We start from the raw sequence: 16836 nt of genomic DNA on the forward strand, positions 1-16836 counted from the left end.
GACAGCAAGGTAATCCGCGCTTACACGACTTTTAAGGTGCTTTCTAGGTCTACCCTAGAAGATATTTTAGGCCGACTAAAGTTAGGTATAGTGCGCTATACATTAAACAGTTATGAACCCAGAACCTCAACCGGGCAAATCGCAGAAATTGCCCAAATTTAAAGATATATCAAAACTGCTGCGGGACGATCGCTTCTGGAAAATAGCCGGACAGGCGATCGCCCTAATTTTAGTAATAGTTGTGATCGCCATTCTCTGGGACAATCTCAGTGCCAATTACTCGCAACTGGGGATTGCATTTGGATTTGATTTTCTCAATTCCCAAGCATCTTTTGATATCGGTGAAAGCGTGATTCCCTACAGTCCCGCCAACAGTTACAGGCAAGCTTATTTTGTGGGTTTAATCAACTCGCTGCGGGTGATGGCTATCGGCATTATTTTTGCAACAGTTGCGGGTTTGACGGTAGGAATTGCGCGCCTTTCCGACAATTGGTTGCTGCGGAATTTGGCGGGTTTGTACGTAGAAATTTTGCGGAATACGCCGTTATTGCTGCAATTATTTTTCTGGTATTTTGCAGTTTTCATTTCTCTGCCAAAACTCGAAGACAATCTGCAGATGAGGGGGCCGATTTACTTGACAAATCGCGGCATTGCTGTACCTTGGCCTGTGACTTTGCCGGGTTTTGAGATTTGGTTGATTTTGCTAACAGTCGGAGTTTTGGCGGCCGCGGGGCTGTGGATGTGGCGGGCGCGGGTGATGTTGGAAGAAGCTAAGCCGGGAAGACAGTTGTTTTGGGCTCTAGGTGCGATCGGGCTAAGTGCAATCTTAGCTTTTATTATCACCAAAAATCTGCCTTTTCGTCTAGATTTCCCCCGCCTGACACCAGAATTGCAACTCGAAGGAGGGTTAAAATTAACTCCTGAATTTGCCGCCTTGGTGACAGGACTCAGCTTGTATACTGGCAGTTACATTGCAGAAATTGTGCGGGCCGGAATTCAGTCAGTATCGAAAGGCCAGTGGGAAGCGGGAAAGTCTTTGGGGCTGAAGTCTGGAACCATGATGCGGATGGTAATTTTACCGCAAGCTTTGCGGGTGATTGTGCCGCCTTTAACCAGTCAGTATCTGAATTTAGCTAAGAATTCTAGTTTAGCGGTTGCGGTTGCTTATCCCGACGTTTATTTTGTGGTGGGCTCTCCGACGTTGAATCAGACCGGTCGCGCGATCGAAGCAATGTTAATTATCATGGTAACATACCTCACAATTAGTTTGATAGTTTCTTTGTTCATGAATTGGTACAATAAAACCGTACAAATCAAGGAAAGGTAAATAGTTTATATTTAATCTATTTTAATTGGAATAAAATGAGAATCCGTCAAATGGCATACAGTGACTTTAGCTTAGACCGAGTAACTAAAACTTGTGAGTTGAGGATTAAGCAATAATAAATAACTCACAACTATCTTTGGCTTGCTAGTATCAAATTGGAGGTGGATCAAATGACACAAGAATTAATTGCTCTTAGAAAGAGCATATTGGAAGGAAGGTATACGGATGCTTTGGCAATAGTCGATGAGTTAGATGGAATGAGCAAACAGGCTATTTTGCGACAAATCCAATCTTTTTTAAATATTTTGCTTATTCACTTGATTAAAAATCAAGTTGAACAGCGATTAACTGGTTCTTGGGCAAGTTCGATTCGCAATGCAATCAGAGAAATTAAAAAGGTAAATATTAAAGATAATAAAACATCTTATTACATCAATTCTGATGAATGGGAGAGTTTTATAGAGGAGGAGGTGATTGAGGATGCGATTGCAGAGGCTGCGGAGGAAGTATTGAATGGTGTTTATACTCAATTTCAACTTGCAGAGATGATGGATAGAAACCTGATTCTTCAAACTGCTGTGAGGTTATTGAACTTGACTTATATCCATTCCGCCAAAGATTTACCCGCAGTGTTAGCCCAGCATTTAAGTCAGTTACCAGGTGGAGAAGATTGGATAAATCGGCGAAAATAAGTAGGATTTTTTTTAGCTTTGGCGATTGGAAATCGCGTCTATACAAACAAAATCCGCCTACGCGGGTTAATAAAATAACTGGTTGTTACTCTACGTCATAGGATTGAAAACCGCTATATGGAAACTGTCCCCATATTACCGCCCCCAACCACCGAATCACCTACCCCCTGGAATTGGGCGCGCAAAAATTTATTTAGTACCTGGTACAACAGCATTCTGACGGTAGTTTGCCTAATTATCGCTTTCCAAACTATTAAAGGAATTATCGTTTGGGCAACAACAAAAGCTCAATGGCGCGTTTTAGAAGCTAACTTGCCGCTATTTTTCGCCGGCAGATTTCCCCGCGAATCCTACTGGCGGCTGTGGATAGTAACGGCCATAATTGCCTTGTTGGGAGGATTAACTTGGGGAAACATTCAGCGGCAAGAACGTCTTTGGAATCCGCCTTTACTAATTATACTCGGTGCTGCGGTTGTAGGTGCGGTCATTTCGCCGATCGACCTAACCTCTCGCCTCTACCTCTTAGGAATTATTATCGCAGCCGCCGCCAGCTATGTCATCGGCAGGCAAATTCACCCAAAAATCATGGGCTGGATGCCAGCAGTTTGGGCTCTTTCTTTCCCCATAATTTTGTGGTTAATTAAAGGCGGGTTGGGTTTGACCGAAGTGTCAACAAATGATTGGGGCGGTTTAGTATTGACGCTGTTTTTAGCAGTTATTAGTATTGTGCTTTCCTTTCCTTTGGGAGTATTGCTAGCACTCGGCAGACAAAGTTCTTTGCCAGTTGTGAGACTGTTATCAACACTATACATTGAAATTATTCGCGGTTTACCATTAATTGGCATTTTGTTTTTAGGTCAAGTGATGCTGCAACTCTTCTTGCCGCCAGAATATCCGAAATTGGATAGAGTAATTAGAGCCATTGCGGGATTAACGTTATTTAGTGCGGCATACTTGGCGGAAAACGTGCGCGGTGGCTTGCAGGCTGTGCCCAGGGGACAAATAGAAGCAGCGAGGTCGATCGGACTCAATACACCCCTGCTTACAATTCTCATTGTACTGCCTCAAGCACTGCGAATAGTCATTCCGGCGATCGGCGGTCAATTCATCGGATTATTCATGGATACATCCCTGCTATCTCTATTCGGAATGTTAGAATTAATCGGAATATCCCGCGCAGTTTTAGCAAATCCATCCTATATCGGTAGATACGCCGAAGTTTACATATTCGTCGGCATCATTTATTGGATATTTTGCTACTCAATGTCACTAGCAAGCCGCAAAATAGAGCGAACTTTAGGCGTAGGGGAAAGGTAAAACAATATCTGCGTTCATCCGCGTTCATCAGCGGTTTAAAAACCAAAAACTATGGAAACTAAACCCACAATCGCAGAACAAGTAATCGTAGCAGAAAACGTCCACAAATGGTACGGACAATTTCACGTACTGCGAGGTGTCAGCCTGACCGTAAACCGGGGCGAAGTCGTTGTCGTGATGGGGCCCTCTGGTTCGGGAAAATCGACGTTTATTCGCACATTCAACGCTTTAGAAGAATACCAACAAGGTAAAATTACGATCGACGGAATCGAACTTTCCCACGACTTACGCAACATCGAGACAATTCGCCGCGAAGTAGGAATGGTGTTTCAGCAATTCAACCTGTTTCCCCACTTATCAGTCTTGCAAAACGTGATGTTAGCGCCAGTATGGGTGCGTCGATGGCCCAAGAAAAAAGCCGAAGAAGTGGCAATGCAACTGTTAGAAAGAGTGGGAATTTTGGAACAAGCAAAAAAATATCCCGGACAGTTGTCTGGAGGACAACAGCAGCGGGTCGCTATTGCACGTTCTCTAGCCATGCAGCCTAAAATTATGCTGTTTGATGAACCGACATCAGCATTAGACCCGGAGATGGTGCGGGAAGTGTTAGATGTAATGCGAAATTTGGCTCAAACTGGAATTACAATGGTCGTGGTGACTCACGAAGTCGGGTTTGCGCGCGAAGTTGCCGATCGCATTGTGTTGATGGATGGCGGTGTTTTAGTGGAAGAAGCCCAACCAGAAGAGTTTTTTCAGAACCCGAAGGAAGAACGCACCCGCAAGTTTTTATCTCAGATACTGTAACTGATTTTCCAGTTTAATCGGTGGGTTTGGCGACCGTCCCAGCAGTCAAAATCGACCTAATTAAGGTAAAATAAAAGAGTGTACAATCAGTCTCTATTTTGCTGAGATAGCTTGCAATGCCATCCACAAAAACTCTGCCGTTAGTTAAAGACTCGGAACGCCTAGAAAGTCGCCTCAAAGAAATTCCGGCGGTTCCTGGTGTATATTTAATGCGCGATGAGAGCGATCGCATCCTTTACATCGGCAAATCCAAAAAACTCCGAAACCGCGTCCGTTCCTACTTCCGCGAAAGCCAAAATCTTAGTCCCCGCATCGCGATGATGGTGCAGCAAGTGCGCGAAATTGAATTCATCGCCACCGACACCGAAGCAGAAGCTTTAGCGTTAGAAGCAAACCTTGTAAAACAGCACCAACCTTACTTTAATGTCCTTCTCAAAGATGATAAAAAATATCCTTATTTGTGCATAACTTGGTCGGAGGAATACCCGCGCATTTTTATCACCCGGAAACGCCGCGCAGGTAGTGCAAAAGACCGCTATTACGGCCCTTACGTCGATACAGGGGCACTGCGGAGTACGCTACATTTAATTAAGCGAATTTTCCCGCTGCGGCAACGCCCTCAACCGCTGTTTAAAGACCGTCCCTGTTTGAATTACGACATCGGGCGCTGCGTTGGCGTTTGTCAAGGGTTAACTTCGCCGGAAGAATATCGAAAAATCATCCAAAAAGTAGCGATGATTTTCCAGGGAAGGACTGAGGAATTGCTCGATATTTTGCAGCCCCAAATGGAAGAGGCAGCAGAAGATTTAAACTTTGAAACGGCGGCGCGCATTCGCGACCAAATTAAGGGTTTGCAGTCTTTGAGTGCGGGTCAAAAAGTGTCTTTGCCCGACGATACGGTTTCGAGAGATGCGATCGCACTTGCGGCCGATAGTCAACACGCTTGCGTTCAATTGTTTCAAATTCGCGCCGGTCAATTGGTCGGAAGATTGGGATTTATGGCGGAAATACCTCCCCAACCCAGGGCGGGCACGGGGGCACCGCCCCTACAATCGGGGGGGGTAGAGGCCGGAGCGATTTTGCAGCGGGTGTTGGAAGAACACTATCAAAATGTCGAATCCGTAGAAATTCCCAGCGAAATTTCTGTGCAGTACGAATTGCCAGAAGCGGAAATATTAGCAGATTGGTTGAGCAACCGTAAGGGACGAAAAGTTACGATCTTGACGCCGCAGCGGCAAACTAAGGCTGAGTTGATTGAGATGGTGGAACGCAATGCTGAGTATGAATTGGCGAGAATGCAAAGATTGAGCGATCGCAATTCTCAAGCAATGCAAGATTTAGCAGAAATTCTCGATTTGCCAGAAGTTCCTCGCCGCATTGAAGGTTACGATATTTCTCACATTCAAGGTTCTGACGCCGTAGCTTCCCGCGTCGTATTTATTGACGGTTTGCCGGCCAATCAACACTACCGCCATTACAAAATTAAAAATCCTGAAATTAAATCGGGTCATTCTGATGATTTTGCTAGTTTAGCAGAAGTTATCGGTCGCCGATTCCGAGGATTGAAGGAAGAAGAAAGTTCGGCAACGGATTTTGTAGCGGATTTAACGGATAAAAAAAAGGAAGATGAATTGAGTAATTTAGGAGAACCGGAAGAAATCAGTAGTTTTTCTTCTGTTTCTCATACTATTTCCGACAAACCCGACTTAATTATGATAGATGGCGGCAAAGGTCAACTGTCAGCAGTTGTGGCTGTTTTGCGCGAAATGAATTTGCTAGAAGAGTTGCGCGTTGTCAGTTTGGCAAAGCAGCGAGAGGAGATATTTTTGCCGGGGGAATCTTTGCCACTGCAAACTAATTCTGAGCAGCCTGGGGTACAATTATTGCGCCGGGTGCGGGATGAGGCCCACAGATTTGCTGTGAGTTTTCACCGCGATCGAAGAAGCGAGAGAATGAAGCGATCGCGCCTTGATGAAATTCCGGGATTGGGACACCACCGACAAAAACAATTGTTGGCACATTTTCGGTCGATCGACTACCTCCGTTTAGCGACTCCCGAACAGTTGGCAGAAGTTTCTGGGATTGGCCCGCGTCTGGCGCAGCAAATTTACGATTATTTCCATCCGTAAAGTCTTACGCAGCATGGGAGACGGGGATTTTTGGGGCGAGGGGGCGATCGGCCCGCAAGTCCCGATTCAGCCCCGATTCAGCCACTGTGAGGGAGGTCTTCAAAAATTTTGCACAGGCCTATTGCAATCCCCAGAGACTTGTGGTATGTTTAGTTTCTGTGCGCGGGCATAGTTTAGTGGTAAAACTTTAGCCTTCCAAGCTAACTATGCGGGTTCGATTCCCGCTGCCCGCTTGCGCCTACAAAAACCTCAAACCAACGATAAATGAACGGTTTGAGGTTTTTTATTGCCCAGAATACGGCTGATGCGGCGGTCAAAGTGACTATCAAATGACTAGGAAATGACTACGAAATGACTATCCAATGACCTTTTTGGATACAATTTGGAGACAATGTGACTAGAATTTGACTAGAAATATCCAGCCGATAGTTAATAGCAGTAAGGTGCGCGGCCCAAGAGCACCCTACATAATTAGGTTCTGTGTAAGCCCTGTATCTGCAAGAATAAGTGGTTAACATAGAGTGCCCTGATTTGACAAGATTGCCGATCGAACTCAGCTTGAGTTATGACTGATTCGGAGTCGCATCAGTCACAAGGAGAGCCCGTGAAATATTTTTCAGTAGTAATGTATTTGCTGCGGGAACGGCAACAGTTTCTCGAAGAAATTCGCCAAGGTGTCAAGCTCAAATCTAAAATTTTCGGTTTGTTGATTTCTAGTACGCTATTTTTTGCCATTTACGGAGCGATATTAGGTGCATCTAGTACGTGGATGCAATGTCTGGTTTCAGCAATTAAGTTGCCAGCACTTTACCTACTGACGCTGATTATCTGCTTTCCCACACTTTACTTTTTTAATGTCATGTTTGGTTCAAAACGTACTTTTGAGCAGTATTTGACATTGTTGATGACAGCGATGGCGATGATTAGCGTTTTGCTGTTTGGATTTGCACCTGTTAGTTTGTTTTTCCTCATAAGCAGTACCAATTACAATTTTTATCTGGTGCTGAATGTTGCTATCATGGCAATCACAGGATTTTTGGGAGTAAATTTCATTTATCAAGGAATGCACTTTCTTTCAGAACAAGATGCGGAAGGCAAAGACATCAGGTTAAATATTTTGCGCTTCTGGTTGGGACTTTATGCGTTTGTTGGCAGTCAATTGGGATGGACGCTAAGACCGTTTTTTGGCGCACCGGGACAAGCTTTTCAACTGTTCCGAGACCGAGACAGCAATTTTTATATGAGTCTGTGGCAATCAATTATGTCTCTGGGAGGATCGTAATTAATCCCAATTTAAGGAGATTTTAAAGAGTGATACAAGCGGATTTGGAACAGTTACAAATTCCTGAGAAGGAGTTGGAGGATTTGAGCGGAATAGCTTTGAGCGACGGTTTTGCAGCGGATTTTTACCGACCTGCGGCACTCCGGGACAGCAAAAAGCTGTTTTCTATTTTGTTGAATGAGTTGCTGATATTTTGCCTGACATTAGTTGTTTCGCTGCCTGTGGCTTTACTGGCTAATCAACATAATGTTGGTTTATTTAGCGATGCTGAAATATTTGTCCGGGTTTTACAAATAACTTTGAGTTTGTCGCTGGCGATTACTGTTGCTTGGAATGCCTATAAATGGGTTAAGGCAAAGCCTCTGGCAACGCTGGCGGGTCTGCTGGATGAAGTTGAGAAGTATCATGAGGTAATTCAGGCTTTAGATATTATCGATCGCCTAACGGATGCTGGCAATTTACAAGCCAATTTAATTAACCGAGGAGATGCAATTGAAGCATTAAAAATTACTAGAGAAAGTTTAGTCTGTGCTTTGAAAACAGAGAGGATTCTCAGGGAAAATCAGAAATTTATCGGCCGCCGTTACGAGTTATTTGCTAATATTGAAAGTAATTTGGCTGCTTTGATGGCGCTGGATGTGAGCGATCGGGCGACTGAATACGGGCGGTTGCTAAATGAGGCTTTGGAAATTGGGATGAGCGTGCACAAAGAGGTAAGAAAATTGCAAAATGGAAAGTGAATTTGAATTGCAGGTTTGTAGTAAGGACTTTAGTCTTTAAATCTAAGCTTTTAAGGCAGAGGCAAGTGTCGCAGTTGTAGGGTGCGTCAGACATCGATCCTTTCGATTGTAACAGGTTTGGACGCTCGGACGCACACTACACATCTACAAACTTTTTTACAGACCTTAAACTTTAATCTTCAAAAATATCCAACTGTTCGCCCTCCGACTCTTTTCTACCATTTTTTTTAACACCTTTCCGCAGCCCGATCGCAATTTTGCTATGTTTCTCAATCTGCTTCATCACCTGTCTCGCCCTGTCAATCACCGACGGCGGCAAACCTGCCAATCTCCCCGCTTCAATTCCGTAAGATTTGTCCGCACCTCCCGCCTGAACTTGGTGCAAAAATACGATTTGATCCGGCAATTCTTTCACTGTTACTTGATAATTTGCGACATTATCTAAAATAGAAGCTAACTCATTCAATTCGTGATAGTGAGTCGCAAAAATCGTCCGCGCCCGAATCTCAGTTGCTAAGTATTCTGCTACAGACCAAGCAATAGAAAGTCCGTCAAACGTCGCCGTTCCCCTGCCAATTTCATCTAACAAAACCAATGATTGCGGCGTGGCGTGATTGAGAATATTTGCAGTTTCGTTCATTTCCACCATAAACGTAGACTGACCGGTTGCCAAATCGTCTACTGCGCCGACGCGGGTAAAAATGCGATCGCAAATTCCCAAACTAGCAGCTTTTGCCGGCACAAAACTGCCCATCTGCGCCATTAACTGGATCAAGCCCACCTGCCGCAAGTAGCAGCTTTTCCCGCTAGCATTCGGCCCGGTTAAAATAATTAAATCTGGGCGGTTTAGCGATTCTTCCCGACCCAAAAAAGCAGAATTAGGTACAAAAAATCCGGGCGGCAAAGACTTTTCCACTACCGGGTGACAACCTTCAATAATTTTAATTTCCCGACTTTCTGTCATAGTCGGGCGGCAGTAATTCTGGTAAACTGCTACTTCTGACAAACCGCACAAAACATCTACCGCCGCCACTGCGCGGGAAACATTGCGAATAATTTCGGCGTGTTCTCCTACCTCCGATCGCACTTTAGCAAAAATATCGTATTCCAATTGATTTAAATCTTCCCGCGCTGTCAGAATTCGCACTTCCCTTTCTTTTAATTCTTCAGTGCTATAACGTTCTTCATTAGTGAGAGTTTGCTTGCGGGTGTAGTCCTTCGGCACTTGGTCTACTTTCGATTTTGTAATGCTGATGTAATAGCCGAAAGCTTTATTGTAGCCTACTTTTAGATTAGAAATTCCCGTGCGTTTTCTCTCGGTTGCTTCTAAATTGGCAATCCATTCTTGGTCGGCTGATGCAGTGTGGCGCATTTCATCTAGCATGGGATTGATTCCCGCTCGAATCAAGCCTCCTTCTTTTAAATGAATCGGCGGTTCGTCAACTAAATGAGCGTGAATTTTAGTTGCTAATTCTTCTAAAATTGGCGGTACATTTTGCAGCGCTTTCAAATATGGCGATATCCCTTGGGCTGCGATCGAAGCTAATTCCGGCAGTTTTCCCAGAGAATCAGCTAAAGCGACCAAATCCCGCGCGCTAGCTGTTCCAGAACCGGCGCGACCTGTTAGTCTTTCGATATCGTAAATTTGGCGCAGCAACTGCTGAAAATCTTGGCGCAGACCGTTATTTTCTACTAATTCTTGAATCGTGTCGTGTCGGGCGCAAATGCCTTTAATGCTGAGCAAAGGTTGCAGCACCCAGCGGCGCAAAGCGCGACCTCCCATTGCGGTGCTGGTTTTATCTATAGCCCACAGCAGCGAACCGTGAAAAACCCCATCTCTCACCGTTTGAGTAATTTCGAGATTGCGGCGGGTTTGGTAGTCGAGGATGAGAAAATCGGTGAGAGTGTAAGTGTGCAATCTTTGCAAAGAAACTGCTTTTTCCTTTTGAGTTTCTTCGAGATATTGCAGCAAACCGCCGGCGGCGCGCACTGCGAGGGGCAAATGGCCGCATCCCATGCCTTCGAGCGATCGCACTTTGAATTTTTGCAGGATTCTCTGTTTTGCTTCGGGCAAAGTAAACGGAATTTGCGATCGCAAAGAATAGCAAAACGAATTCGGCAAACAATCGGGCAAATGCTCGGATTTCTCTCCGGGCCTCAACATAGTCACCAAATCCGGCGCATTAGTCGGTACCAAGACTTCCGAAGGCTGCAAGCGCAGCAATTCTAGGGTTAATTGTTCTAAAGTATCTGCTTGGGTAGTTACGAATTCTCCCGTAGAAATATCTGTATAAGCCAATCCCCAATGTTCCCCCGCTATCACAATTGCGGCTAAAAAATTATTTTGCCTGGGTTTGAGCATTCCGTCATCAGTCAAAGTTCCGGGGGTGAGAATGCGGGTAATTTCTCGCTTGACTTGGCGGCCTTCTTTAGCAGCAATCGAGGCATCTTCCACTTGGTCGCAAACTACCACAGCATAGCCTTTTTCTACTAACATTGAGGTGTAGCGGTCTAGAGCGTGGTGCGGTACTCCTGTCATCGGCACTCGGCCGATTTCCTTGCCACTTTCTTTGCTAGTACAAACAAGTTCTAATTCCTGCGAAATAGTAACTGCATCTTGGAAAAAACACTCAAAGAAATCTCCGACTCGAAACAATAAAAGTGCGTGGGGATACTGTTCTTTCACTTCCACATACCGCTGCATCATCGGAGTTAGCTTGGTGAATTCTAGTAGGCGGTGGTCGGCATTGCGGATGTTGGGTTGATTGGGGTCTGTTGGGGTAGATGCAGTGTAAGGCATAAAAGGCGATCGATAAATTTTAATCTTTAACAACTTTACCGCAAGCTCGGCTTTTAGTTATAACTAATGATACAATATTTGACTATTAATCATCCTTAAGCAGGGTGCGTGATTCTCCAGATTCAGGTGGAGTATGGAGCGATACAAAAGTCATGCACCCTACTTAATAATCGATCAACCCACTTTTACTTGAGAAGTTTTCGGGCGCTCTTTATCTAAAGTGAGCCAAGACATCGGCTTTAGTGAGATTAAGTGAGAAAATTTATTTTTTGTGAGATAAAAGCGATCGCCGATCGACAAAAACAACCTCATCCATCTCGTTATTAGCTGTTCTAGCAGATGTTGAACGAAGACCGAAGTTGCAATCTTCCCCAAGGATTTTAGCAATTAAGAACGTCCTAACCGTCGGGCGCGGTTGCTATAACTGTTGGCGGTTAAAACAAGAATGTAAAATTTCCCGCACTTTAGGGGCATAAACTTTACATTTTTGGTATTGAAAACAGCCGGAAGATAGATTTATAAATTATACCTTGGATAGAGAGAATATATATTTTATATGCTTAAAATTAAAAACATCCAACCGAGTAATTGATCGGCTTAGTAAAGGTAAGATTTAGAATCAAAAATTTGCTAGCTAGTAGTTAACTAGAGGAAAAAAAATAATGAAAGCTCTTTGCTGGCACGGAGCAAATGATGTGCGCGTTGATAATGTACCAGACCCAAAAATTATCAACCCGCGCGATGCAATAGTTAAAATCACGTCCACAGCAATCTGCGGCTCAGATTTGCACCTCTACGATGGCTTCATCCCGACAATGCAATCGGGGGACATCATGGGGCACGAATTCATGGGGGAAGTAGTCGAACTCGGCAGCCAAGTCAAGAACTTAAAAAAGGGCGATCGCGTCGTCATTCCTTTTACTATTTCTTGCGGCAGTTGCTTTTTTTGCAACCGCGATTTGTGGTCGCTGTGCGACAACTCCAACCCCAATGCTGGGCTGGCTGAAAAAATGTTCGGTCATTCGCCTGCAGGACTGTTTGGCTACTCGCATTTAACGGGCGGCTATGCAGGCGGACAAGCAGAATACGCGCGAGTTCCGTTTGCAGATGTCGGCCCTTTAAAAATTCCCGACGGACTTTCTGACGAACAAGTATTGTTCCTTACCGATATCTTTCCTACCGGTTACATGGCGGCCGAAAACTGCGACATTCAACCGGGGGATACTGTAGCTGTTTGGGGATGCGGGCCAGTCGGACAATTTGCGATCAGAAGCGCGTTTATGCTGGGGGCCGAGCGAGTAATTGCGATCGACCGCATACCGGAACGCTTGCAAATGGCGGCCGCGGCCAAAGCTGAAATCATCAACTACGAAGAAATCGACGCCGGGGAAGCAGTCACCGAAATGACGGGGGGACGCGGACCCGACTCTTGCATCGACGCGGTGGGGATGGAAGCCCACGGCACCGGTCTCGACGCTTTGTACGACAAAGCCAAGCAAGCCGTGCGTTTGGAGAGCGATCGACCCACCGCCCTGCGACAAGTGATCCTCGCGTGTCGCAAGGGTGGCACAGTGTCAATTCCCGGCGTTTACGGCGGTTTCGTTGACAAAGTGCCATTAGGTGCAGCTTTCAACAAAGGTTTAACCATGAAAATGGGACAGACGCACGTTCACCGCTATTTGCGGCCTTTGCTCGATCGCGTTCAAAAAGGCGAAATTGACCCGTCATTCGTAATTACGCACCGAATGAAATTGGATGAAGCGCCCCACGCCTACGACATTTTCAAAAACAAAAAAGACAACTGCATCAAAGTTGTCCTCAAACCCTAACTCGCATTTACCCTTCACGGAAAAACTATGCTTTTACAAGAAAAAGAATCAGGCGACTTGATTGAAATCCTCGATGTAGAGGCTTTAATCAGCCCTACAAAAAATGAAGTGCCTGGAAAAAATCAAGCTGGTCAAGAAGAGCAAGAGACAGCAACTTTTCCAAAAAGTAATTTAGTGTTTCCTTCCGGTGAAACTCTGCCGCGCTGTTGGACTGAGGAAAATTATCAAACTCATTGATATCAAAGGAAACCCCAAACGTAATACCCAGAGCCCCGACTTCTTAAAGAAGTCGGGGCTCTAAAAGTTTGAGATAAAAAGGGAGATTAATTGTTAACTATCCGATCAACTTGATGCGCTTCTGTGATATCTGGAATGTCCAGCCGCGCAGCTAATTTGCGAATGACTGCTTCCGGTACAGTTGCTGTGCGCGATCGATTCCGCTGCAATATTTCTTCTAGAGGTACTTCTAGATAAACAATGCGAATTCGCGCTTGATAAGCAGCAAAAAAATTAATTAATTGCTGCCGCATTTGTTTAGTAGTATTCGTGGCGTTCCACACAAAAGAACGCTCCTCATTCATGTATTCGCGTGCTCTTTTTTTTGCGGCTGTGACCACATTTCCAGGGGTTTCGTCGGGAGGGAGATTCATCTCTTTTCGCAGTGCATCCAGCGAGATTAATGGCAAATCTGGGAGATTTTTCCGAATCCAATAATCTTTACCGCTTCCTGGCAAGCCAGACATCAAAATTACTTCGCATCGAGTATCGTCAAATGCTTCGTAATCGGGATTCCCGTTCTCTTTGCGGAAGTAGATAAATCGGCTGTGTGCTGATGGAAACTGTCGGGGAGAATCCAAACAATTATTTTCTTGACAAAACTCCCGAAATAGTTCTATTTTATCGAGCAGTTCTTGTCTGTCACTACACTGTCGGCCCCGCACGTCTGCTTCGGCTAAAAGTGCGAGAAAATCGCAGCGGACAACTTGACTAACTTTAATTACAGACTGCTGCGGGTTGGGTTTGTCGATCAGCCAGATGGGTAAACTGCCGAATTGGACGATCGCCACCACTGTTTCGCGAATCTCAAACTGCACTGGCGGCTCGAATTGAGATAAAATTTGTCTGACCATTCTCGCACCTTGGCGGGCGTGACCTTTTGAGCTAATTCTGCCGTCGGCTTCTATTTTTGTAAAGGCTGGTTTGGCGACATCGTGCAGCAAAGCCGCGGCAAAAAGTATCGATCGTTCTTTTTCGGGTAATTGCCGCCAATTTGGAGAAGATATTAAGGCTTCGCAGACCATTTTGGTATGAATAAAAACATCTCCTTCGGCGTGGTAAATCGGGTCTTGCTGACATCCTTTGAGGCTGTCAATCCAGTCGAAATGATTTTGAATACCGTCCCAATCCAGAAACCAATCGGGCGGTTCGGGACAAAAGGGAAAAGTCCAAGTTGCCGATGGCGATAACAGTGCATTCATAAATTCACCTGCTGGTTAACTAAAATTAAATAAATTCACATCGGGACGCAGAATATTGGGTATAATGGGGCGATTTAGCCAATGTCCCTCGGCATTTTTAATAGCCGTCAAAAAGCTGGCGCGCACGTATTTGTAACGCGCCTTGACAATTCCGTCTTCTTCTATTTTAATATACAAACCTTCCATAATCTCACTCTTGTCAGTCTCTTTCAAACATCGTTCTTCATCTAATCCCAATTCCCCGCAGTACAAACGCAAGCGCTCCAAATGGCCCGGTTGAATAAAATTAGATTTTTCCATAAACTGCATCATTTGCTTGGGAGATTTCAGCACTCCCGAAAACAGCACGGGAACTGACACCAACGGCAGTCCGCTCAACAACTTGCGGCGGGATTCTGTACTCAAAAATTGATTTGTTTCTAAGTCCAGCACATCGTATTCCATAAAATAGTGCGGCAGAAAATCATAAAAAACAGTGTGTTTCGCATACAGCCATTCGCCGTAAAGAATGTAGCGATTTCGCAGCACTTCTCCCAGGGTTCCGCTGAGACTGAAAGCCCACTGTTTGAATAAGTTAAAATGTTTTTCCCTCGGCCCACCGGTGAGATAGTGGCCCCGACTTTGCAGCAGCATTTGTCCATCTGGTGCGAAGCTGATGCCTGTATTAGCGCCGTCTACCTTTTCTTCTATAATTAGAGGGCGATCGCTCAAAACGCTAAATGGCACGCTGTCGAGGTCTTCATCACCCGGTTGGAAACGCGAACCTTCGATGTGATAAGTTCGAGGATATTTAACAATTTTGACCATCAGCCAATCCCTTTGAGATTTGAGACTTTAGAGGCGACCCAATCTATTTAACCATTATAATGGAATTATCAAAAAGGAGCGTGTAAGTTGAAAAGTCAAAGTTTCCAAAGCATATCATCAGCAATCGCTGGAATTATATTAGTAAGTGTGCTACTCCTCGGCTTAAACTCTTTCGTCGTTATCAATCCAGGTGAAGCCGGGGTGGTTAGCGTTTTAGGAAAAGCCACAGATGGAGCATTGTTAGAGGGGTTTCACCTCAGACCCCCGCTAATATCCAAGGTAGATGTGTACGATGTAACAGTGCAAAAATTTGAAGTTCCCGCCCAGAGTGCTACTAAAGACCTCCAGGATTTAAATGCTAGTTTTGCGATCAATTTTCGCCTTGATGCTGAGAAAATAGTGGATATCAGAAGGACTCAAGGAACTTTGGAGAATATAGTATCAAAAATTATTGCTCCTCAGACGCAAGAAGCATTTAAAACAGCCGCTGCACTGAGAACCGCCGAACAATCTATTACTCAAAGAAGTGAACTGAAGCGAGACTTTGATACTGCGCTGAAGGAAAGGCTATCCAAGTATGATGTAATCGTGCTCGATACGAGCGTTGTTAACATTCGATTCTCCGCAGATTTTGCGAAAGCGGTTGAGGAGAAACAGGTTGCTGAACAGCGAGCGCAAAGGGCTGTTTATGTGGCTCAGGAAGCAGAACAACAGGCTCAAGCTGACATTAACCGCGCTCAAGGTAGGGCTGAAGCTCAAAGGCTGTTGGCGGAAACTTTGAAGGCTCAGGGCGGCAATTTAGTTCTGCAAAAAGAGGCGATCGAAGCTTGGAGAAGCGGCGGCGCTCAGATGCCAAAAGTGTTGGTTATGGGCGCAGGTTCGAGTCGGGTTCCTTTCATTTTTAATATGAGCGATATTCAGGAAGAACCCGATCACCCGCCAGTGACCAACAATTAAAATATGACAGAGGGTAACAAACCCCGTGTATCCGAAAATATTGGCTTTGCTAACCAGAAATCTCGCAATAAACCGGGTTTCCTCCGAAAGCGCACATAAGTCCTATGAGAGTTGCGGGAATATGCTACACTTCTGAAAGCCACAATATAACGACAGTTTGAAACCTGTCGCTATAAAAGCGAAGTCCGCAATTAACACGCAGGCAACACACTCATTTTAGGAAGCAAGGAAAAATCATGACCCGCGCTATAATGGAAACCGACAAAGGCACAATCAATTTGGAATTGTTCGATGCGGATGCGCCTAACACTGTGAAGAATTTTGTTGACTTGGCGGAAAAAGGTTTTTACGATGGATTGTCCTTTCACCGAGTCATTCCTAACTTTATGATTCAAGGTGGCTGTCCAAAAGGCAATGGAACTGGCGGCCCCGGCTACAAAATCAAGTGTGAAATCAACTCGAACAAACATTTGGCAGGAACTTTATCGATGGCTCACGCAGGTAAAGATACGGGTGGTAGCCAATTCTTTATTTGCCATTCTCCCCAGTCTCATTTAGATGGAGTTCACACAACTTTTGGCAAAACTGAGGATATGTCTGTCGTCAATGCTATCCGCCAAGGTGACAAGATTATTTCGCTCAAAATTGAGCATTAATTTCCCGTAATTAGTTGT

14 protein-coding genes and 1 tRNA gene are annotated in these 16836 nt (G+C 44.9%); 12 read left to right on the forward strand and 3 right to left on the reverse strand.

Annotated features, from left to right (window positions below; all coding sequences use genetic code 11):
• The first annotated feature begins 112 nt into the window (after nucleotides 1–112).
• The 8 genes from QUA77_RS13760 (at nucleotide 113) to QUA77_RS13795 (ending at nucleotide 8291) form a co-directional block, all read left to right on the forward strand.
• The gene (locus QUA77_RS13760; RefSeq protein ID WP_333450591.1) at nucleotides 113–1327 is read left to right on the forward strand and encodes an ABC transporter permease subunit; all 1215 of its coding nucleotides are present in this window, start codon (nucleotides 113–115) and stop codon (nucleotides 1325–1327) included.
• 170 nt (nucleotides 1328–1497) lie between these two features.
• Nucleotides 1498–2019, forward strand: a complete 522-nt coding sequence (locus QUA77_RS13765) for a DUF29 family protein (RefSeq protein WP_333450593.1) — start codon at nucleotides 1498–1500, stop codon at nucleotides 2017–2019.
• Nucleotides 2020–2136: 117 nt separating this feature from the next.
• Nucleotides 2137–3336 carry an amino acid ABC transporter permease gene (locus QUA77_RS13770; protein ID WP_333450595.1) on the forward strand — a complete coding sequence of 400 codons (1200 nt, stop codon included), beginning with the start codon at nucleotides 2137–2139 and terminating at the stop codon, nucleotides 3334–3336.
• A 51-nt stretch (nucleotides 3337–3387) separates the two neighbouring features.
• Complete coding sequence (locus QUA77_RS13775; RefSeq protein WP_333450597.1) at nucleotides 3388–4140, forward strand: amino acid ABC transporter ATP-binding protein; 753 nt, start codon at nucleotides 3388–3390, stop codon at nucleotides 4138–4140.
• A 116-nt stretch (nucleotides 4141–4256) separates the two neighbouring features.
• Entirely contained in the window at nucleotides 4257–6269 is a 2013-nt protein-coding gene (uvrC, locus tag QUA77_RS13780) for an excinuclease ABC subunit UvrC (protein WP_333450599.1), read from the forward strand.
• A gap of 162 nt (nucleotides 6270–6431) precedes the next feature.
• Nucleotides 6432–6502 (forward strand) — tRNA-Gly (locus QUA77_RS13785).
• A gap of 371 nt (nucleotides 6503–6873) precedes the next feature.
• On the forward strand, nucleotides 6874–7551 hold the full coding sequence (locus QUA77_RS13790) for an actin-binding WH2 domain-containing protein (RefSeq protein ID WP_333450601.1): 678 nt from the start codon (nucleotides 6874–6876) through the stop codon (nucleotides 7549–7551).
• A gap of 29 nt (nucleotides 7552–7580) precedes the next feature.
• Nucleotides 7581–8291 (forward strand): hypothetical protein, encoded by a 711-nt coding sequence (locus QUA77_RS13795; RefSeq protein ID WP_333450602.1) that lies wholly within the window; start codon nucleotides 7581–7583, stop codon nucleotides 8289–8291.
• Nucleotides 8292–8463: 172 nt separating this feature from the next.
• On the opposite strand, the gene mutS is transcribed toward QUA77_RS13795, so the two are convergent.
• Complete coding sequence (gene mutS / locus QUA77_RS13800; protein WP_333450604.1) at nucleotides 8464–11091, reverse strand: DNA mismatch repair protein MutS; 2628 nt, start codon at nucleotides 11089–11091, stop codon at nucleotides 8464–8466.
• Between the two features lie 662 nt (nucleotides 11092–11753).
• Between mutS and QUA77_RS13805 the strand changes: the two genes are divergently transcribed.
• On the forward strand, nucleotides 11754–12920 hold the full coding sequence (locus QUA77_RS13805; RefSeq protein WP_333450605.1) for a zinc-dependent alcohol dehydrogenase: 1167 nt from the start codon (nucleotides 11754–11756) through the stop codon (nucleotides 12918–12920).
• A gap of 27 nt (nucleotides 12921–12947) precedes the next feature.
• A complete protein-coding gene (locus QUA77_RS13810) occupies nucleotides 12948–13157 on the forward strand; it encodes an acetyltransferase (protein WP_333182414.1) in 210 nt (69 codons plus the stop codon).
• An 86-nt stretch (nucleotides 13158–13243) separates the two neighbouring features.
• On the opposite strand, the gene QUA77_RS13815 is transcribed toward QUA77_RS13810, so the two are convergent.
• Together QUA77_RS13815 and QUA77_RS13820 are read right to left on the reverse strand one after the other, a co-directional pair.
• Nucleotides 13244–14398 (reverse strand): AAA family ATPase, encoded by a 1155-nt coding sequence (locus QUA77_RS13815; protein ID WP_333450607.1) that lies wholly within the window; start codon nucleotides 14396–14398, stop codon nucleotides 13244–13246.
• A 15-nt stretch (nucleotides 14399–14413) separates the two neighbouring features.
• Nucleotides 14414–15205: an RNA ligase family protein gene (locus QUA77_RS13820; RefSeq protein ID WP_333450609.1), complete on the reverse strand. Its 792-nt coding sequence runs from the start codon at nucleotides 15203–15205 to the stop codon at nucleotides 14414–14416.
• A gap of 87 nt (nucleotides 15206–15292) precedes the next feature.
• Here QUA77_RS13820 and QUA77_RS13825 point away from each other — a divergent pair, with 87 nt between their 5' ends.
• Together QUA77_RS13825 and QUA77_RS13830 are read left to right on the forward strand one after the other, a co-directional pair.
• The gene (locus QUA77_RS13825; protein ID WP_333450611.1) at nucleotides 15293–16162 is read left to right on the forward strand and encodes a prohibitin family protein; all 870 of its coding nucleotides are present in this window, start codon (nucleotides 15293–15295) and stop codon (nucleotides 16160–16162) included.
• Nucleotides 16163–16398: 236 nt separating this feature from the next.
• Nucleotides 16399–16818 (forward strand): peptidylprolyl isomerase, encoded by a 420-nt coding sequence (locus QUA77_RS13830; RefSeq protein ID WP_333293063.1) that lies wholly within the window; start codon nucleotides 16399–16401, stop codon nucleotides 16816–16818.
• Nucleotides 16819–16836 lie beyond the last annotated feature (18 nt).

This window comes from Microcoleus sp. K5-D4 (assembly GCF_036704575.1).
In the GTDB taxonomy this organism is placed as follows: Bacteria; Cyanobacteriota; Cyanobacteriia; order Cyanobacteriales; family Microcoleaceae; genus Microcoleus.